We start from the raw sequence: 16390 nt of genomic DNA on the forward strand, positions 1-16390 counted from the left end.
GGTTATAAATACGGTTATTAAATGATTTCGTTCCGGCTCAGTACGGCAAATGTGGCCTGTACCAATCCTGCATCATCAAATGTGGCAGGCAGTGTGCAGCGTGTAATGCCCATTTCGCGGAGGGCGCTTTGTGTGGCGTGACCCATGGCTACAATTTCCTGTCCGCTGCGTGGCTTGCGTTGTGCAAAGCAGGCTTCGGCATTCGACGGGCTGGTGATTACCAGCACATCGGCATCGGGCAGTTCGGAGGCGGGGCGCTCAATGGTTTCATACACAATGAGGTTGATTACCTGCGCGGCAGGAAGCTGCTGCTGCACGGTACGCATGCTGCCTTTGGCCTGCGGAAAAAGCACGCGGTCGCGGCCGGCACGTGCGGCAAACTGCTTGCCGGTAATGCGTGTATCGTTGCCGCCGCCTATGAAATCGGCGCGGAGGTTATGCTTGCGCAGTTCGTCGGAGGTGCCTTTGCCTACGGCGGCTATTTTGGCGCCTTGCGGAATTTCGGCCTGTGCCAGAAAATGTTTCACGGCATGCTTGCTCGAAAAGAACACCCAGCTTGCCTCGGGCACTTTTGCAAGCTGCACGCGCCGGGTTTCAATGAGTGCCACGCCGTGTACCGTGCAGCCCGCCGCTTCGAGCAGTTGCTGAAACACATCACCCTGACGCAGGTCGCGGGTAATGGCAACCGATGCGGGTTTGATGCTGTGCAACCGGCGCAGTACGCGCTCCGGCAATTCTTCGGGCTGGCGCGATTCGAGGCAAATCATGCGCGGCGACTGATCGGCGCTGTCGGCCAGTGCGGTCCAGACTTTAAAGTTGCCATCGTCTTCTTCGCAGTAGGCGCCCAGCGGCAGGTGGCAACCGCCTTCGAGCAGGTTGAGGATGCGGCGCTCCACGGCAATGCAGGCCTGCACATCGGGGTGATGAATCTGTTGCAGGGCGGCAATAAGCTCGTGGTCGTTATCGCGGGTTTGCAGGGCGAGTACACCTTGCGCGGGTGCGGGAATAAATTCGTGTGCGGGCAGTTCTTCCACATGCAGGTCGCTCAGATCGAGCCCGAGTCGGCCCACGCCCGCGGCGGCAAGCAGGATGGCGTCGTATTGTCCGCTGCGCAGTTTTTCGATGCGCGTGGGTACATTGCCGCGCAGATCGGTAATGCTTACATCGGGCCGGAAGCCGCGCAGCAGCGATTTACGGCGTGCGGAGGATGTGCCCACCACCGCATTTTTGCGCAGGTGAAATTTGTTGTATTTGTCAACCGCCTCTTTGCGTATGAGCAGCAGTTCGCGCGGATCTTCGCGGTACGAAACTGCTGCTACGGCAAGCCCTTCGGGCGATTCGGTGGGCAAATCCTTGTGCGAATGCACGGCCAGATCAGCCGCGCCGCTGAGCACCGCTTCTTCAATTTCTTTGGTAAAAAAACCCTTGCCTTCGAGTTTGTCGAAGCTCAGGTGCTGGATGTTATCGCCCTGCGTTTTGAGAATAAGCAGTTCAGAGGCGATGCCGTTGCGCTGAAGTTCGCTTTGTACAAAGCGAGCCTGCCAGAGCGCAAGGTCGCTTCCGCGTGTGGCAATGGTGATTTTGCGTTGCATGTAATTGATTCCGCTGTTGCGGGCGCAAGTTACGCCGAAGTTCAGCTGCGTGCGGCTTCCGCAGTAAGGATTTCGCGCGCCATTTTCATGGGCACGCTGATGTATTTTTTCTCCACATACCCCAGCACCCGGTCGAGCAGTTCACGCGAGGCCGGATCAAGCTGTTCGATTTCGCGGGCAAACACGCTGTTTACGGCGGTATCGCGTATTTCTTTCACCTTGCTGGGCACATGGCGCATGGCCAGTTCAATGCGGCGGGTTTTAAGTTCGGTGCGGAAGGCTTCTGCCGATGCGCCAATGATGGCATTGCAGCGGTCGAGTTCTTTTTCGCGCTCTTTCAGGTTCTCCTGTGCCACTTCCTGCAGGTTGTTTACCGCAATGAGGTTTACATCCCACGCATTCAGAATTTCGGGATCAAGATCATTGGGCACGGCCAGGTCAATTACCACTTTGCGTGTACGGTCGCCCTGTGCAAGCTGACGGTAAATGGCGGGTGTAATTACGGCGTGATCGGCTCCGGTGCAGGTTACAATTACCTCAAAGCCGCCGGCAAATGTGTCGAGTGCAGTGAGCGGATATGCATTTCCGCCAATTTCCAGCGCCAGCTTTTCGGCATTGGCCTGTGTGCGGTTGAAGATGCTGAAACGGGTGAAACCGTGCTTGCGCAGGTAGCGCGCCATGGCCGTGTTGGTTACACCCGAACCGACAATAAGAATGCGTGCGTCGAGCTGCACGTTAAGTGCGCGCAGCTTGCGGTAGGCGAGTGATACTACCGAAACCGGATTGCGTGCAATGGCTGTTTCGGTGTACACAGCCTTGGCTGTTTCGATGGTTTTTTTGATTACCAGACGAATGATGTCGCCGGTAAGCCCCATGGCTGCCGATTCCTCAAATGCGTTGCGCACCTGGGTAATGATTTCGCGTTCACCCACCACCAGCGAATCGAGCGAGGAAGCCACCCGGAAAATATGCTCCAGCGCATCCTGCCCGCGATACACCGCTCCCGTTTCCACGGCTTCGGCAATAAGTTCGGGTGAATCGGTATTGAGGAAACAGCCAAAAAACTGTGCAAGGAATTCTGAATCGGTATGTTCATCGCGCACAAACACAAATTCTACACGGTTGCAGGTGCTCAGGTACATCAGTTCCGACAGGCCGCAGGCTGCTTTTAGCCCCTGCAGGCGTGCAGCACGCACATCATCGCTTAAATGATAGCGACCAATGTCGTCAACACCGATGGTTTTGTGAGTAAATGCTATGACCTGAATCTCTTGCACAAAAGGGCTTTCGTAGTTTCTACTGCAAATTTGCAGCCCCTGCGCCCCTTTTTTGTCAGAGAATTGTCACCGCCCCGGGTGATAACCGTCAGCATTCCGCTATTTAGAATCAGTATAAACAAGATTCACCCAGCTACTTTTCAACCGATTTACGTATAACGACAGGAAATAACCGGCGACGGTTATTTTTGTTGGGAATAGCCATGTATTATACATCGCATACTGCAAAGTTGTGACAAAACCATCAGTTTCTGTGTTTCGGAGCATAAAAAGTTTATTGTTTCTGTTGATGATGTGCCACGCGGCTTTCGGGCAGAAAACGGATAGTCTGGAAGCTGTACTCAGGCGCAGTCTGGAAGATACCTCGCGGGTGCGGGTGCTCACGGCGCTGGCCTGGCAGTTGCGCACGTCAGATCCGGGGCAGGCCAGCCGGCGTGCGCAGGAAGCGCTGGTGCTTGCCGGCAGGCTGCACGACGAAAAAGGGCAGGGCGATGCGTGGAATGTGATTGGCGTGGTGCATTACCGGCGTGGCGAATTTGTGGATGCGGCAGCAGCTCATTTAAAAGCGTTGGGTATTCGTGAACGCATTGGCGATGAAGAAGGCTCGGCCATCAGTTTCATCAATCTGGGCAATGTGTACAGCGATCAGCAGAACAATAAGCTGGCGCTTGATCATTACATGCGTGCGGCGGGACTGCTCGAAAAAACGGGTGGTACAAAGCGGCTGGGTGCGGTGTATCTGAACATTGGCACCATTTACGCCACCGACGAAAAATGGGGACAGGCGCTTGATTTTTTCCGCGAAGCAAAAAAACTGGCCATTGCCAATGGCAACCGCGCACTTGAAGCGCAGGCCAACAACAACATTGGCGTGGCCTACGAAAACACCGGCCGCTATGATGAAGCCCGGAAAGCCTACGCCGAATCCTACGCCATTGGTCAGGCCGAAGACGATGCGCCGAGTATGATTGATGCGGGCATTAACATTGGCAATATTTACCGCCTGCGCAAACAATATGCCGAGGCCATGAAGCAATACGACCAGGCCGAAGCACTGAGCCGCAAAACCGAATATGCCGAAGGCCTGCTGGCGGTGTACGAAGTAAAAGCCAAAACGTACCGCGAAATGCAGCAGTTTGAAAAGGCGCTGGTGTGCCAGATTCGTTTCAAGGCCATCAGCGATTCACTGTTCAGCATTGAGAATACAACCAAAATGAACGAGCTTACCACGCGCTGGCAAACCGAGCGGCAGGAACGTGAACTGCTGGCCCGCGAAGCCGAACTGACCAAACAGCGTGAGGCCGAGCGCCGAGCTACCATGCGTCTTTGGATTACAGCCGCGGTAGCTTTGCTGGTGCTTATTTTTGGTACGTGGGCGTTTTATGCCTACACGCAAAAGCAACGCGCAGGCGAACTGCTGGCTGCACAAAAACGCGAAATCGAATTTAAAAACGAAGAGCTGGCGGTAAAAAACAAAGACATTACCGACAGCATTGTGTATTCGCGGCGTATCCAGCAGGCGCTGCTGCCGTCGGCCGGTTACGTGCAGCAGCTCTTGCCCGATTCATTTGTGTTTTACCGGCCAAAGGATATTGTAAGCGGCGATTTTTACTGGGTAGAAAGCTGGGGCCGACGCGTGCTCGTAGCCGCGGCCGATTGTACCGGACATGGCGTGCCGGGTGCGCTGCTGAGTGTAGTCGGGCTTAATCTGCTTAATCAGGCCGTGCAGGTGCATGGGTTGTCGAGCCCGGCACCCATGCTTAACGCGGTAAACAAAAGCCTGGCGCAGGCCCTGGGACAGCGGCAAAGCGGAGCCGGGCAAATGTATTCGCAGGTGAACGACGGTATGGACATTGCCCTGCTGGCTATTGACCGCAGTGAAATGCAGGCTGAGTTTGCCGGAGCCAACAACCCGCTCTGGTTAGTGCGTGGCCACGAACTTACTGAATACCGCGCCGACCGCCAGCCCGTGGGGCAGCACAGCGACGGCGAGCAACGCCCCTTTACCAGCCACAGCATTGCACTGCAGCCCGGCGATATGCTCTATATTTTCAGCGATGGTTATGCCGACCAGTTTGGCGGTACTACGCAAAAGAAATTCAAACAACGCCGCCTGCGCGAACTGCTTACCGAAATTGCCGCCCAACCCGCCGCGCAGCAGCGCATCCTGCTCGAAGACCGGTTCGAAGAATGGAAAGGAAGCCTTGAGCAGGTGGATGATGTGCTGGTAATCGGCATTCGCGTGTGAGGCTTACCGCCACAATGCTGCATCGCTGAAAGCATGGGTGATGTGCAGCTTATCAGTGTGTTGTCGGTTCATAACCCCATTGAAAATTCCTTGTTTTCCGAAGGATAGCATAAATGCTGTCGTCCTATTTTTGCAGATAGCTGTGGTGTGTTTCACAGCCAAAGCGCCTCCTCCTCCGCTCATGAGCAGCCGAAAGAAAAAAGCAACTCCGCAAACACCCCTGCTTGACGTATTCATGCCTGATGTGACACAGCGTATTTCCCTGCCGCTGTTTCAAACTCCTGTATCAGCCGGCTTTCCTTCGCCTGCCGACGATTACGAAGAAAAGAAACTCGACCTCAACGAATATCTCGTTTCACGTCCGTCGTCCACATTTTTTGTAAAAGTAAGCGGGCAGTCAATGACCGGCGCCGGCATTCACGACGGCGATTTGCTGATTGTGGACCGCTCGGCCACTGTGGCCGATAAGAAGATTGTAATTGGTGTGGTGAATGGTGAGTTTACCGTGAAGCGCATCCGCAAAAAAGGCACGCAGCTTTTTCTGGAGCCGGAAAATCCGGCGTTTAAGCCGATTGAAATTACGGGGGATATGGATTTTACAATCTGGGGTGTGGTTACGTATGTAATTCACAAGGTGTAGGTTTTTTTTGCGAGGGATTTTTTGTGGTGAGGGATGAATTGGTGAACGTTTTTCGGGTGAAATTCGGGATTGTTTGATTGCATTTTTGAATCAAGTCTGGAGACTTGATTCAAAATGGCGAAAAGTTTGTCGTCTTTGCCGACTGAAACTTTTCGCAGCTTCAACGACTGAAACTTTCCGCAGCTTCGAGTTTCCGCAGCTTCAACGGTCGTCTTCGCCGACCGGAACTTTTCAGCTGCGTTGTGTAATGCGTTTGCGGATGCGGCTGAGCGATTCGGGAGTTACGCCGATGTAGCTGGCCAGCTGGTGTTGCGGTACGCGTTGCAGTAAACCGGGGCGTTGTTCGAGCAGTTGCAGGTAGCGTTGTTCGGGCGAGGAAGTGATGAAACGGGCAAAGTTGTCTTTCATTTTCCCGAAGCTTTGTTCGAGCATGATGCGGATTACCTCGGCAAACTTCGGGTGCCGGGCAAGGAATTGTTCTTCGCTTCCCGGGCCGCCGGCTGTGGCTGTGGTGTCTTCTTCACACACGAAGAAATGGCTGGCCGGCAGCTGCTGGCTGAAACTGATGAGCGATGCAGCCGCTTCGCCTTCGGTGAAAAATGCAGTGGTTTTTTCTTCACCGTTTATAAGCTGATATTCGCGGATGCAGCCCGAGAGTACAAAGTAGCACTCGCGCGCAATCTCGCCTTCGCGCAGCAGCACAGTGCCTTTGGGGAAATGCTTTACTTCAATTTCCTTTTCAAGCACCAGCCGGTCTTCATCACTCAGCGGCGTGTACTGCTCCACATAATCGGCAAGCGTTTTTGGCATTTTGTCGGACCTGAATAAGCGAAGGCAAGTTACAAAACCCCGCGCACACAACTGCAAAGAATGGATTCGTCGGCTGTTTTTGCCTGCCGGGCGAAGTGAACGGCAAATACTTGACAAGCGGGTTTTGTGCGCAGTATCTTCATGGCGTATTGGCAAAAGACCTGTGCCCTGATGTACGCCATTGTTGACTGCAATAACTTCTTCGCTTCGTGCGAGCGCGTGTTCCGTCCCGACCTGCGCACGCGCCCGGTGGTGGTGCTTTCCAACAACGACGGCTGTATTATTTCGCGTTCGGCAGAGGCTAAGAAGCTGGGCATAAAAATGGGTGCACCGTATTTCGAAGTGCGCGAACAGCTGGAGAAAAACGGCGTGTCGGTGTTTTCGTCGAACTATGCCCTTTACGGCGATTTTTCGCACCGCGTGATGAATTCGCTGGCTGAGTTTGTGGACCGCGAGGAAGACCTTGAAGTGTATTCGATAGACGAGGCCTTTCTGCATCTTGCCCCGCTGGCTCAATTGCATGAGCCGGTGGCCTATTGCCACACAATACGCACCACGGTGGAGCGGTGGACGGGCATTCCGGTTTCGATAGGCATTGCACCCACCAAAACGCTGGCTAAGATTGCCAACACCATTGCCAAGAAGTACAAAGGCTATGGCGGCGTGTTTCATCTCGATACGCAGGAGCGTTTAGACAAAGTACTTACCGCCACGCCTGCCGAAGATGTATGGGGCGTAGGCCGCCGTCTGGCCGAAAAGCTGAAGCAATACGGCCTTTATACCGCAAAGCAGCTGCGCGACTGCAACGATGCCTTTATCCGCAAAACCGGCGGCGTGGTGCTGTTGCGCACCGTACACGAACTGCGCGGTACGCCCTGCTTTTTTTCCGATGCCGTGCCCGATGTGCGCAAAGGCATTGCCAGCACACGTTCGTTTGGCAAATCCGTAACCACATTTGAAGAGCTGCGCGAAGCTGTATCCACCTACGTATCGCGCGCGGCCGTGAAACTGCGCAGGCAACAGTCGGCGGCGGGCTCGCTGTATGTGTATGTGCGCACCAGCGCATTCAGCGACAGTGAAAAATACAGCCGCAGCCTCTGGCGCGAACTTCCGGTACACACCGACAGTACGCCCGAACTCATTCACCACGCCACCGAAATGCTGCGCGAAATGTACCGCGAAGGCTACCAGTACAAAAAAGCCGGTGTGATGCTCTCGCAACTCATCCCGCGCAGCAGCGTACAACTCAACGCATTCGACACCGCCGACCGTTCGCGCCAAAGCCGCGCCATGCGCGCCCTCGATCAGATAAACCGTATTCACGGCAGTGATACACTGCGCATCGCTGCCTCCGGCCAAAGCCGCGAATGGAGCATGAAATCAGACATGAAATCGGGGCAATACACCACGCAGTGGAATGAGTTGTTTGTGCTGAAGGTGTAGAAAACAGTTTTACATTCGCATAAAACCACCCCAAAATGAAAATCCGTACACTTTTTCTCACACTGCTTTTCCCGCTTTTTATTCACGCCGAAACTGAATTTATCAAACCAGATCGCGCAGCAATAGAAAAAGCCATTACCGATTCAACCGCTGATACCTATTACCCAAAACTCCTGAAACGGTACAACGATTTTGATTCTACGCTTACCGTAGAAGAATACCGGCTGTTGTATTACGGATTTGTATTTCAGCCCGGCTATTCGGGTTATGACAATCACAACAAAAAAGAAATTCAGGAAGAGCTCAGTGCCGGTATGAACAGCGCAGCATCTCGCCTCTGCGATTCGGTATTTAAAAAAATCCCCATCAGTTTACAAACCAATTACTATAAATCGCTTGCGCTGATACGCATGGGAAAAACCGGAGAGCCGGTGCAGAAATATGCACGCCGCTATCGCGGATTACGCGATGCTATTTTACAAACCGGCGACGGGAAAACAAAAGAAACAGCCTTGCACGTAATTTTTGTGACGGACGAATATCACCTCATGTATTTTCATTTTGATCTTGATCAGATAAAGTCACAATCGCTTATTTATCCCTGCGACATGTTTGTGGTGAAGAAAAATAAAAACTACCGCGGCAAAAAAATCTGGTTTGATATTTCGGAGGCATTCAACGCCATGTCGAAACAACTTCGTAAAGAAAGCGGGGAGTAAAATTTTTCAGGCGCATCTTTTTTCATTACCGCAAAACCCGCTCACGAATAAGTGTGGCATACTGTGTAGTATTTTCAAGTTCAGGGAAATGACCACACTGTGCAAACTCAATAATTTCGCAGCCCGGCAAATGTGTGTGAATTGTGTCGGGGGCGGTATGGCGGTGTGTGAAATCAAGTTTACCCCAAACCAATGTGGCTGGCGCGTGTAAAGGATGAAGCGAGGCCGATGATTCGCGGTTTAAGCCCTGCACCAGTCCTGAGAGACAGAAGCAGCCGCGTTGGCCGAGTGCATGGTGTGCAGTTTGTACAAACGGATTTCTGTTGGCTCCTTTGGGCAGGGCATATTTGTACCAGATTGCTGCAAACTTTTTGGCATACACCGCATTCATCGTTTGTCCGAGCACAGGCACCCGCAGCGATTTAGGGATTGATTTTTCGCTCCATTGCTGCAGTGCTTCAAACGATGGTGTTTGTGAGAGAAAAAGATGTGTTACACGTTCGGGAAAACGTTCGGTGGCTTTTATGGCGTAGTAGCCGTTTGAGCACGAAAAGGCAAACACCGCACGCGCAATACCAAGTATATCCATAACCTGCAGAATAAGCGCGGCGCCATGATCAATCGAATAATTGAAGCGGCGTGAAGGATAGGAAAAACCCACACCGGGAAACTCAAAACAAATTACCCGGAATGATTTTGAAAGCTGTTCAATCAACGCAAGCTGATGTTCAATTACATTCGGTCCGTCGGGCGCATTAATCAGCACAGGCTTCTCGCCGCCGGTATCAAATACGCGTACAGTGCCAAAGTCAGTATCAAGCAACGTGGCGTTGATATTCCAGTATGCAGTTGTGGGTTTTCGGGCAAAACGAAGATGATCGATGAAATTGCTATTGAACATTGCTGCGTTAAATTTTGCAGGCAATGTAGGTGGAATGTCGTTTAGAAAAATGTGTGCGGGGTGATTTTTATATGAGTGGTGTTTGTAGGATGGGATATTGCCGAAGGAGATACAAAATGAATCCTCTTTTCCATACTGTATTATTATAAAGGCCGCTCTATTTGTTTCTACTCGCCATGTATGAGCAAGGCAAGCTGTTGCTTGGTCAGGCGGCGGAACTGGCCGGACTTACCAAAAAAAGCATTTAGCGAAGTATTGGGAAAATACAATGTATCTATATTCAACTCCCCATCATCAGAACTGGTAAATGATATTACCAATGCTTCACCAGCGTGATGTGCTTTCACATTTATATCTCTTCTTTTGACTAATAATCCAGAATTTACAATTTACCGCACCGAACCAAATGAATTTCCAGCCCCGGGCGTAGCGGCACCCCACAGGTGTAGAAAGCTGTTTATGTAAATAACTCCGAGGAGTATAGCGGAGCACGGGAACCGAGCCGTATTTTAATGCACTCTAAGCTTCGCTCCACCTCATTTGAATACAGTAGGTTATGAATACACAAAGTCAACACAACCTTTTGCTACCTTGCATGTGTGAATAACACCATGCACCTGCACCACCAAACACCCAACCTCCTCCTGCGTCCGCTGCGCGCAGCAGATGCCCCCGCCATTTACACCTTCTACTCCACCCCCGAAATGATGGCCTGGCGCGGCGCAGCCGTATTCACTACACCTGATGAAGCCGAAGCCCTGCTCTTTCACTGGCGCAAACTGGAAGCCTTGCAACGCGGCTTTCGGGTGGGCATTGCATGGAAGGAAACCGGCCAGCTCATTGGCACGGCCGGATTCAAACACATTGACCACACCCACCACAGCGGCGAAATTGGCTACGAACTTTTGCCGGCCTTCTGGAACCGCGGCTACATGACCGAAGCCATGCAACCCCTGATTGCGCAGACCGCCGCACGTTACCAGCTGCACACCGTGACCGCCAACATAGACCCCGGCCACACCGCCAGCAAACGCGTGCTCGAAAAGCTGGGCTTTGTGCAGGAAGCGCATTACCGCGAAAATTACTTCTTTGAGCGCTGGTGGGATTCGGCCATCTGGGTGAAGCATTTATAGCAGCACACGCACCATAAACGTTTACAAACACATGTGGGGCAGGCAGTTGTACCTGCAGCCAAACAGTGCGCCAATGTAAACTACGCAGGATTTCGGGCAGGTTACACAACGAAAACCGCAGACTACATTATTTAACTTGAACCGGTGAAATTTTGGTACTTACTTGTGAGCAAACTAAAATTTCATACCCATGAAAAAAATCTGTTTACTTATGGCGCCCCTGCTTGTATCGGGGGCTTTGTGTGCGCAGTATTACGAGCGCGCCTACGGCGGAATTGGTGGCGGCTGCGATGTACTGCGCGATGGAATTCCTTCGGTAACGGGCCTTGACGGCCATCTGCTTGCCGGGCACACCGATGTGTTTGGCGGCGGCGACATGACACTGACCCGCACCAACAACAACGGCGATATTCTTGGTGCTACAGCTTTCAACAATGGCTACCGGTTGTTTAATGGTGCCACCACACTCTATACCGATCCGGTAAAAGTGCTGCACACGGCCAGCAACCGCATTTTGGTGGTGGGCAATTCAACCCGCATTGCTCCGGGCAACGCGCAGGAAATTTATATTGGTGCCGCTTCAGGCGGCGGCGGATTCTTTTCTACCGTGGGCTTTGTGGATGCCGGCTTTCAGAATGCCTATGCTTCGTCGGCCTGCATATCGGCCTACAACCCGGCCGAAATGTTTGTAACCGGCTATGTGCTTGCTCCCAACTTTACCGATATACGTCCGTTTATTATTTGCTACAACTGGCAAACAAACACTACCGTGTGGACAGAGACCTACGACCTGAGCCCGACACAAACCGATGCAAACATTCCGGTAGAAATTATCTGCTCGCCGTACGGCAACGAACTCATTGTGGTGGGCAACAACTCAATAAACACCGTGCGCAACGGGTTTATGTTTAAAGCCGATCCGGCCAACGGAAATTTCATTCCCGTAACGCTGTGGTCGGGCGCGTCGGACCGTGTGGTGTTTTATGATAACCGCGGCGTGGATTATTTTGAAGCCATTACCACAGGCTCATCCGGATCAGGCGGAGCGCAGGGGTTTGTAATTGCAGGCAACAGCGATTTTATGCAAACCTACACCCAGCCGCTGCCGTGGCTGCTGAAAATAGATACCGACGGCAATGTGCTGTGGACAAACGAACTTATTTACCGCAACGGCAACGCCACCGTATCAGACGTAGAAGAACGCCTGAACACAAGCGGCACGTATGAGTACTATCTCTCCGGCACTGCAGGTATGGGCTACACTTCGGGCGATCAGGATTTTCTTGGCTTTAAATGCGACGATGCGGGCAATGCGTTGTTTGAGTTTACCTACAACAATCCCGGTTTCCAGCACACGGTAGCAGTGGGCCTTGTGCAAAACACACCCGACGATGGCCTTGCACTTTACGGATCTGACGGAAGTGCATTTCTATCGGGCTTTCCCGGCGATTTGTTTATGGTAAAGGCATACTTCGACGGTGCGGTGGCCTGCAACGAAAACATTTTCCCCACAGCAAGCAACAGCTGGTACACGGCGCATTGGGCCGTGGGCGGAAGCATGCCCGGGCCGCTCAGTTCGTTTCCGCTTACCATTACCAATCTTGGCCCGTTTGGTGATTATCCGTTCTGCTCCACACCGTCTATTGCCGGAGCCAGCAATGCACGACAAACTGTTTCACAGCAAAACACAAATGCAGCCACGCAAACGCTTTCGCCCAATCCGCTGAGCAAAGACGCAAGAGCATTTCAACTGCAAACCGCTTACAACGAGACCACCGAACTGCTGATAGAAATTCATGCTGCCGACGGACGCATTGTGGATCGCATCACCCACCAGGCGGCTGCGGGCAAACAGCAGCAGACAATTGGTTTGCGCGAAGCACTGGCTACTGGTGTGTATCTGGTGCGCGTTTACGACGGTGCATCGATGAATGTACTCCGGCTAATAGTAGAATAACAGATATTCCGGCGAATTGAGTGCCGCACCGGCAAACCGGCAGGCAACAGTAGATAATTACTGTTGCCTGTTTTATTATTTAACTGGACGAAGACAATTTCATTCACATCTTTTGTTTTCCTTTCACATTCGTTGACAACTCATTCCGCACATCGCATGTAGTTTCGTGCCACACACAAAACCTCCGCCATGCTGCCCGTAATCTTCATTTGTTTTGCCTGCTGCTTTCTGATTGAGCGGCTTTTTCCGGGATGGAAACTTCCCGAAGTGCCCACCTGGACCATACGCGTGCTGGCCATAAATTTTGTGCAGCTGGGTGTGGTGGTGCTTGCGGGATATTCGTGGGAAATCTGGCTATCGTCGGTAAGTATTTTTCATCTTTCTGAACTTACAGGGCCGGTTTGGGGCGGAATCATTGCCTACTTTATTGCCACGTTTATTTTTTACTGGTGGCACCGCTGGCGGCATACGGTTGATTTTTTGTGGACGCATTTTCATCAGATCCATCACAGTCCGCAACGGATAGAAGTGATTACGTCGTTTTACAAACATCCGCTTGAGATGACGGTGAATTCCATTATAGGCAGTTTGCTAGTGTACACCACACTTGGGCTGAGTCCGGAAGCGGGTGCTGTGTACACGCTTTGCACGGCGCTTGGCGAATTTTTTTACCACACCAATGTAAAAACGCCGCAGTGGATCGGCTACATTTTTCAACGTCCGGAAATGCACCGCATTCACCACGAATACGAAAAGCACACAAGCAACTATGGTGATATTGTGTGGTGGGATATGTTGTTTGGCACATACAGCAATCCGAAAGAATTTACCACCTCATGCGGGTTTGATACGGAGAAGGAACTGAGATTAAAAGACATGCTGCAGTTTAAGGATGTGCACAAAGAGTAAGCGGATGCGTACTTTTGCGGCATGAGTACCACTGATCCGCGCGCAATTTCGATTTTCGATTACACCTACGACCTGCCCGAAGCGCGCATTGCGCAGCATCCGCTGCCCGAACGCGATGCCTCAAAACTGCTGGTGTACAAAGGCGGTGAAATTGCCACGCGCATTTTCCGCGAACTGCCGGAGGTATTGCCGCCGGGCGGTCTGCTCGTTTTCAATACCACGCGTGTGGTGCGCGCACGTTTGCAGATGCAGCGCGAAAGCGGCGCAGCAATTGAGCTCTTTTGCACGGATGCGGCCGATCCGTCGGTTGATTTTGTGCGGCTGCTGCATGCGCGCGAGCGTGTAACCGTGCGCTGCTTTGTGGGCAACGGCAAGCGCTGGAAGCCCGGCGAAATGCTGCAGCTGCAACTGCCCGGCAGCGAAGGCGCCACGCTTTTTGCCGAGCGCCTGGAGGCCGACGGCGAGCAATGGAAAATTGCACTGCACTGGTCGCCCGCCGCACTCACGTTTGCCGAAATACTGGATGCAGCCGGACGCATACCGCTGCCACCCTACATGAAACGCGACGAGGAAAGCGACGATGCCGAGCGCTACCAGACCATTTACGCACAGCACAACGGCTCGGTGGCGGCGCCTACAGCCGGACTGCATTTTACGCCGCGCGTGCTGGATGCGTTGCGGCAAAACGGCACCGAGCTTGGCGAAGTAACGCTGCACGTAGGTGCCGGCACATTCAAGCCCGTAAAAGCCGAGCAAATGGCCGGGCATGACATGCACCGCGAGCAGATTATTGTCACGCGTGCGCTGGTGGAGCAGCTTATTGCCTGCATCGGTAAAAAGCCGGTAACGGTGGTGGGCACTACGGCGCTGCGTACAGTGGAAAGCCTTTACTGGTTTGGCCGGCAATTAGTAACCGAGCCCGGGCGCTACCGCGATGCGCTGTTTGTGGAGCAATGGGAACCGTATGCCGGTGGCCCCGATGTGCCCGCTGCCATTGCGCTGCGTGCCATTTACGACTGGATGGTGGAAAACAACCATGCGCAGGTGCAGGGCTACACGCAGCTGCTTATTGCACCGGGCTATACCTTCCGCGTGGCCGATGCGCTGATTACAAACTTCCACCAGCCGCAAAGCACACTGCTGCTGCTTGTGGCGGCCTTCATTGGCGGCGATTTCCGTAAGGTGTATGACTACGCGCTGGCGCACGATTATCGCTTTTTAAGTTACGGCGATTCGAGTATTTTATTCCGTAATTAACGGTTTGCGGCTTGGTTATTGCGGCGGTTTGGACTAATTTTAATGTATGACCCAACCCCGACTCCCCGGTTTCTCCATTCCGGAGCCTTGCACTACATTGTGGTATAAAGCTGCAGTAATGCTGCCTCTTTCACTTTTGTGCGCATCGCTCAATGCACAACAAACCGCGCAAACGGATTTAAGTTCGTTCACTACTGCTGAAAAGGACTCTGTGCAACTGGCGTTGATTGTATTAGAAAATAATGCCGATGTGGTGATGAATGATTCTTTTGCCGCCACCGATTTGATGCTTGCAGATACAGCAACTACGGAGTTGTACAACTGGGTTGACGTTGTCGGATTAGCGAACTGCAGATATTTAGCCCCTGAAGAATATGTTTATGACAGGGCAGCAGTCACATTTAGTAACACACTAACAATACCCGAATTTACGATAGCCGATTACACACCCATTGAATGCATTGCGGCTCAAAGTAATGTTGTTTTCGACTACGAAGCGTATTTATATGCACAGCGATTGCGCACCATTGCCGCAATGATTACCCAACGCTTTACGCCGCAAAAACAGGAACTCGCCGTACATCATCCCTCATCCGGTTCACACGCAGGCATTCTTCCTCCCGAAACACGCATCGCAGTACCCGAATCGCGCAAGCGACCAAAAAATAATCCGCGCGCATGAGCAGGCGAACTCACCTCACCATTTCCATTCCCGAACCCTGCCATGTGCCCTGGCAGGAAATGCGGCGTGTGGATGAATTTCGTCGCCACTGCAATTCATGCGCGAAAATTGTGACCGACTTTACGGCGATGAGTGAGGATGAAATTGTGAGTTACTTTCAGCAGCATGCCGCACAAAAACCCTGCGGGCAGTTTACACAGGAGCAGCTCAACCGGCCAATGAAATTGCTGCCGGAGAAAACGCAAAAAGCCGCGTGGTGGAAAGCGGCCGTACTGCTGCCGCTGAGCTTGTGGAGTAAACATGCGTTTGCGCAACAGCACACTAACGCGCAGGATACGTCCACACAACAAGCCGCGCACGCATTCGGCAACCCGCATACGAACGATTCAATTTCTTCCGCACCCGTTGCGAACAATGTGAAATGCGCATTGCCCGATACCGTTAACTCACCCTACATCAATACACAGGTTTGGGTGAATATTGATTCGCTGACATTAGTTAATCCATTCTCCCCACATATCATTGTAACCGGTGGCGTGCCGATGATTATGTATGACCAGCCTTTGCGTTGGGATATTAGTGCTTTATCCTACACGATTACCATGCTTTACACGCCGGTTTATGATTCGGTAGTGCGTGCGCGTGATAGTGTGTATGAGGCGTTGAAGGTGAAACTCTGGGGCAAAACTACGGCCGGAAATTCTCCCCTGCCTTCGCCGAAGTTGCCGGAGCCGCATACAGGCGAAGGCATTACTGCTACTGAGCCGCCCCGGCGTGTACGTGTGCCAAAAGCGTAAATTCCTGACGATACAACCAAAAATT

Annotated in this window: 14 protein-coding genes; 10 read left to right on the forward strand and 4 right to left on the reverse strand. The window is 52.5% G+C overall.

Features of this window, described 5'->3' with window-relative positions; translation table 11 throughout:
• Nucleotides 1–17: 17 nt before the first annotated feature.
• Together hemC and hemA are read right to left on the reverse strand one after the other, a co-directional pair.
• Nucleotides 18–1592: a hydroxymethylbilane synthase gene (gene hemC, locus IM638_04535; protein ID MCA6362279.1), complete on the reverse strand. Its 1575-nt coding sequence runs from the start codon at nucleotides 1590–1592 to the stop codon at nucleotides 18–20.
• A 41-nt stretch (nucleotides 1593–1633) separates the two neighbouring features.
• Nucleotides 1634–2869 (reverse strand): glutamyl-tRNA reductase, encoded by a 1236-nt coding sequence (gene hemA, locus IM638_04540; protein MCA6362280.1) that lies wholly within the window; start codon nucleotides 2867–2869, stop codon nucleotides 1634–1636.
• Nucleotides 2870–3158: 289 nt separating this feature from the next.
• Here hemA and IM638_04545 point away from each other — a divergent pair, with 289 nt between their 5' ends.
• Nucleotides 3159–5117 (forward strand): tetratricopeptide repeat protein, encoded by a 1959-nt coding sequence (locus tag IM638_04545; protein MCA6362281.1) that lies wholly within the window; start codon nucleotides 3159–3161, stop codon nucleotides 5115–5117.
• Between the two features lie 181 nt (nucleotides 5118–5298).
• On the forward strand, nucleotides 5299–5757 hold the full coding sequence (gene umuD / locus IM638_04550; GenBank protein MCA6362282.1) for a translesion error-prone DNA polymerase V autoproteolytic subunit: 459 nt from the start codon (nucleotides 5299–5301) through the stop codon (nucleotides 5755–5757).
• Nucleotides 5758–5988: 231 nt separating this feature from the next.
• Here umuD and IM638_04555 read toward each other — a convergent pair whose 3' ends face one another.
• Entirely contained in the window at nucleotides 5989–6567 is a 579-nt protein-coding gene (locus IM638_04555; protein MCA6362283.1) for a Crp/Fnr family transcriptional regulator, read from the reverse strand.
• A gap of 171 nt (nucleotides 6568–6738) precedes the next feature.
• Between IM638_04555 and IM638_04560 the strand changes: the two genes are divergently transcribed.
• Complete coding sequence (locus tag IM638_04560; GenBank protein ID MCA6362284.1) at nucleotides 6739–8010, forward strand: Y-family DNA polymerase; 1272 nt, start codon at nucleotides 6739–6741, stop codon at nucleotides 8008–8010.
• A 35-nt stretch (nucleotides 8011–8045) separates the two neighbouring features.
• Nucleotides 8046–8729 (forward strand): DUF4919 domain-containing protein, encoded by a 684-nt coding sequence (locus IM638_04565; GenBank protein MCA6362285.1) that lies wholly within the window; start codon nucleotides 8046–8048, stop codon nucleotides 8727–8729.
• Nucleotides 8730–8754: 25 nt separating this feature from the next.
• Here IM638_04565 and IM638_04570 read toward each other — a convergent pair whose 3' ends face one another.
• Complete coding sequence (locus IM638_04570; GenBank protein MCA6362286.1) at nucleotides 8755–9630, reverse strand: alpha/beta hydrolase; 876 nt, start codon at nucleotides 9628–9630, stop codon at nucleotides 8755–8757.
• 599 nt (nucleotides 9631–10229) lie between these two features.
• Between IM638_04570 and IM638_04575 the strand changes: the two genes are divergently transcribed.
• From IM638_04575 to IM638_04600, 6 genes are all read left to right on the forward strand, one after another.
• On the forward strand, nucleotides 10230–10763 hold the full coding sequence (locus IM638_04575) for a GNAT family N-acetyltransferase (protein ID MCA6362287.1): 534 nt from the start codon (nucleotides 10230–10232) through the stop codon (nucleotides 10761–10763).
• Nucleotides 10764–10953: 190 nt separating this feature from the next.
• On the forward strand, nucleotides 10954–12720 hold the full coding sequence (locus tag IM638_04580) for a T9SS type A sorting domain-containing protein (GenBank protein MCA6362288.1): 1767 nt from the start codon (nucleotides 10954–10956) through the stop codon (nucleotides 12718–12720).
• A gap of 189 nt (nucleotides 12721–12909) precedes the next feature.
• Nucleotides 12910–13629, forward strand: coding sequence for a sterol desaturase family protein (locus IM638_04585; protein ID MCA6362289.1), 720 nt, complete (start codon nucleotides 12910–12912; stop codon nucleotides 13627–13629).
• 21 nt (nucleotides 13630–13650) lie between these two features.
• Nucleotides 13651–14886, forward strand: coding sequence for an S-adenosylmethionine:tRNA ribosyltransferase-isomerase (locus tag IM638_04590; protein MCA6362290.1), 1236 nt, complete (start codon nucleotides 13651–13653; stop codon nucleotides 14884–14886).
• Between the two features lie 136 nt (nucleotides 14887–15022).
• Nucleotides 15023–15568 carry a hypothetical protein gene (locus tag IM638_04595; GenBank protein MCA6362291.1) on the forward strand — a complete coding sequence of 182 codons (546 nt, stop codon included), beginning with the start codon at nucleotides 15023–15025 and terminating at the stop codon, nucleotides 15566–15568.
• Complete coding sequence (locus IM638_04600; protein ID MCA6362292.1) at nucleotides 15565–16365, forward strand: hypothetical protein; 801 nt, start codon at nucleotides 15565–15567, stop codon at nucleotides 16363–16365. The genes IM638_04595 and IM638_04600 overlap by 4 nt, the downstream gene beginning before the upstream one ends.
• Nucleotides 16366–16390: the final 25 nt, after the last annotated feature.

The organism is Bacteroidota bacterium (assembly GCA_020402865.1).
GTDB lineage: Bacteria > Bacteroidota > Bacteroidia > Palsa-965 > Palsa-965.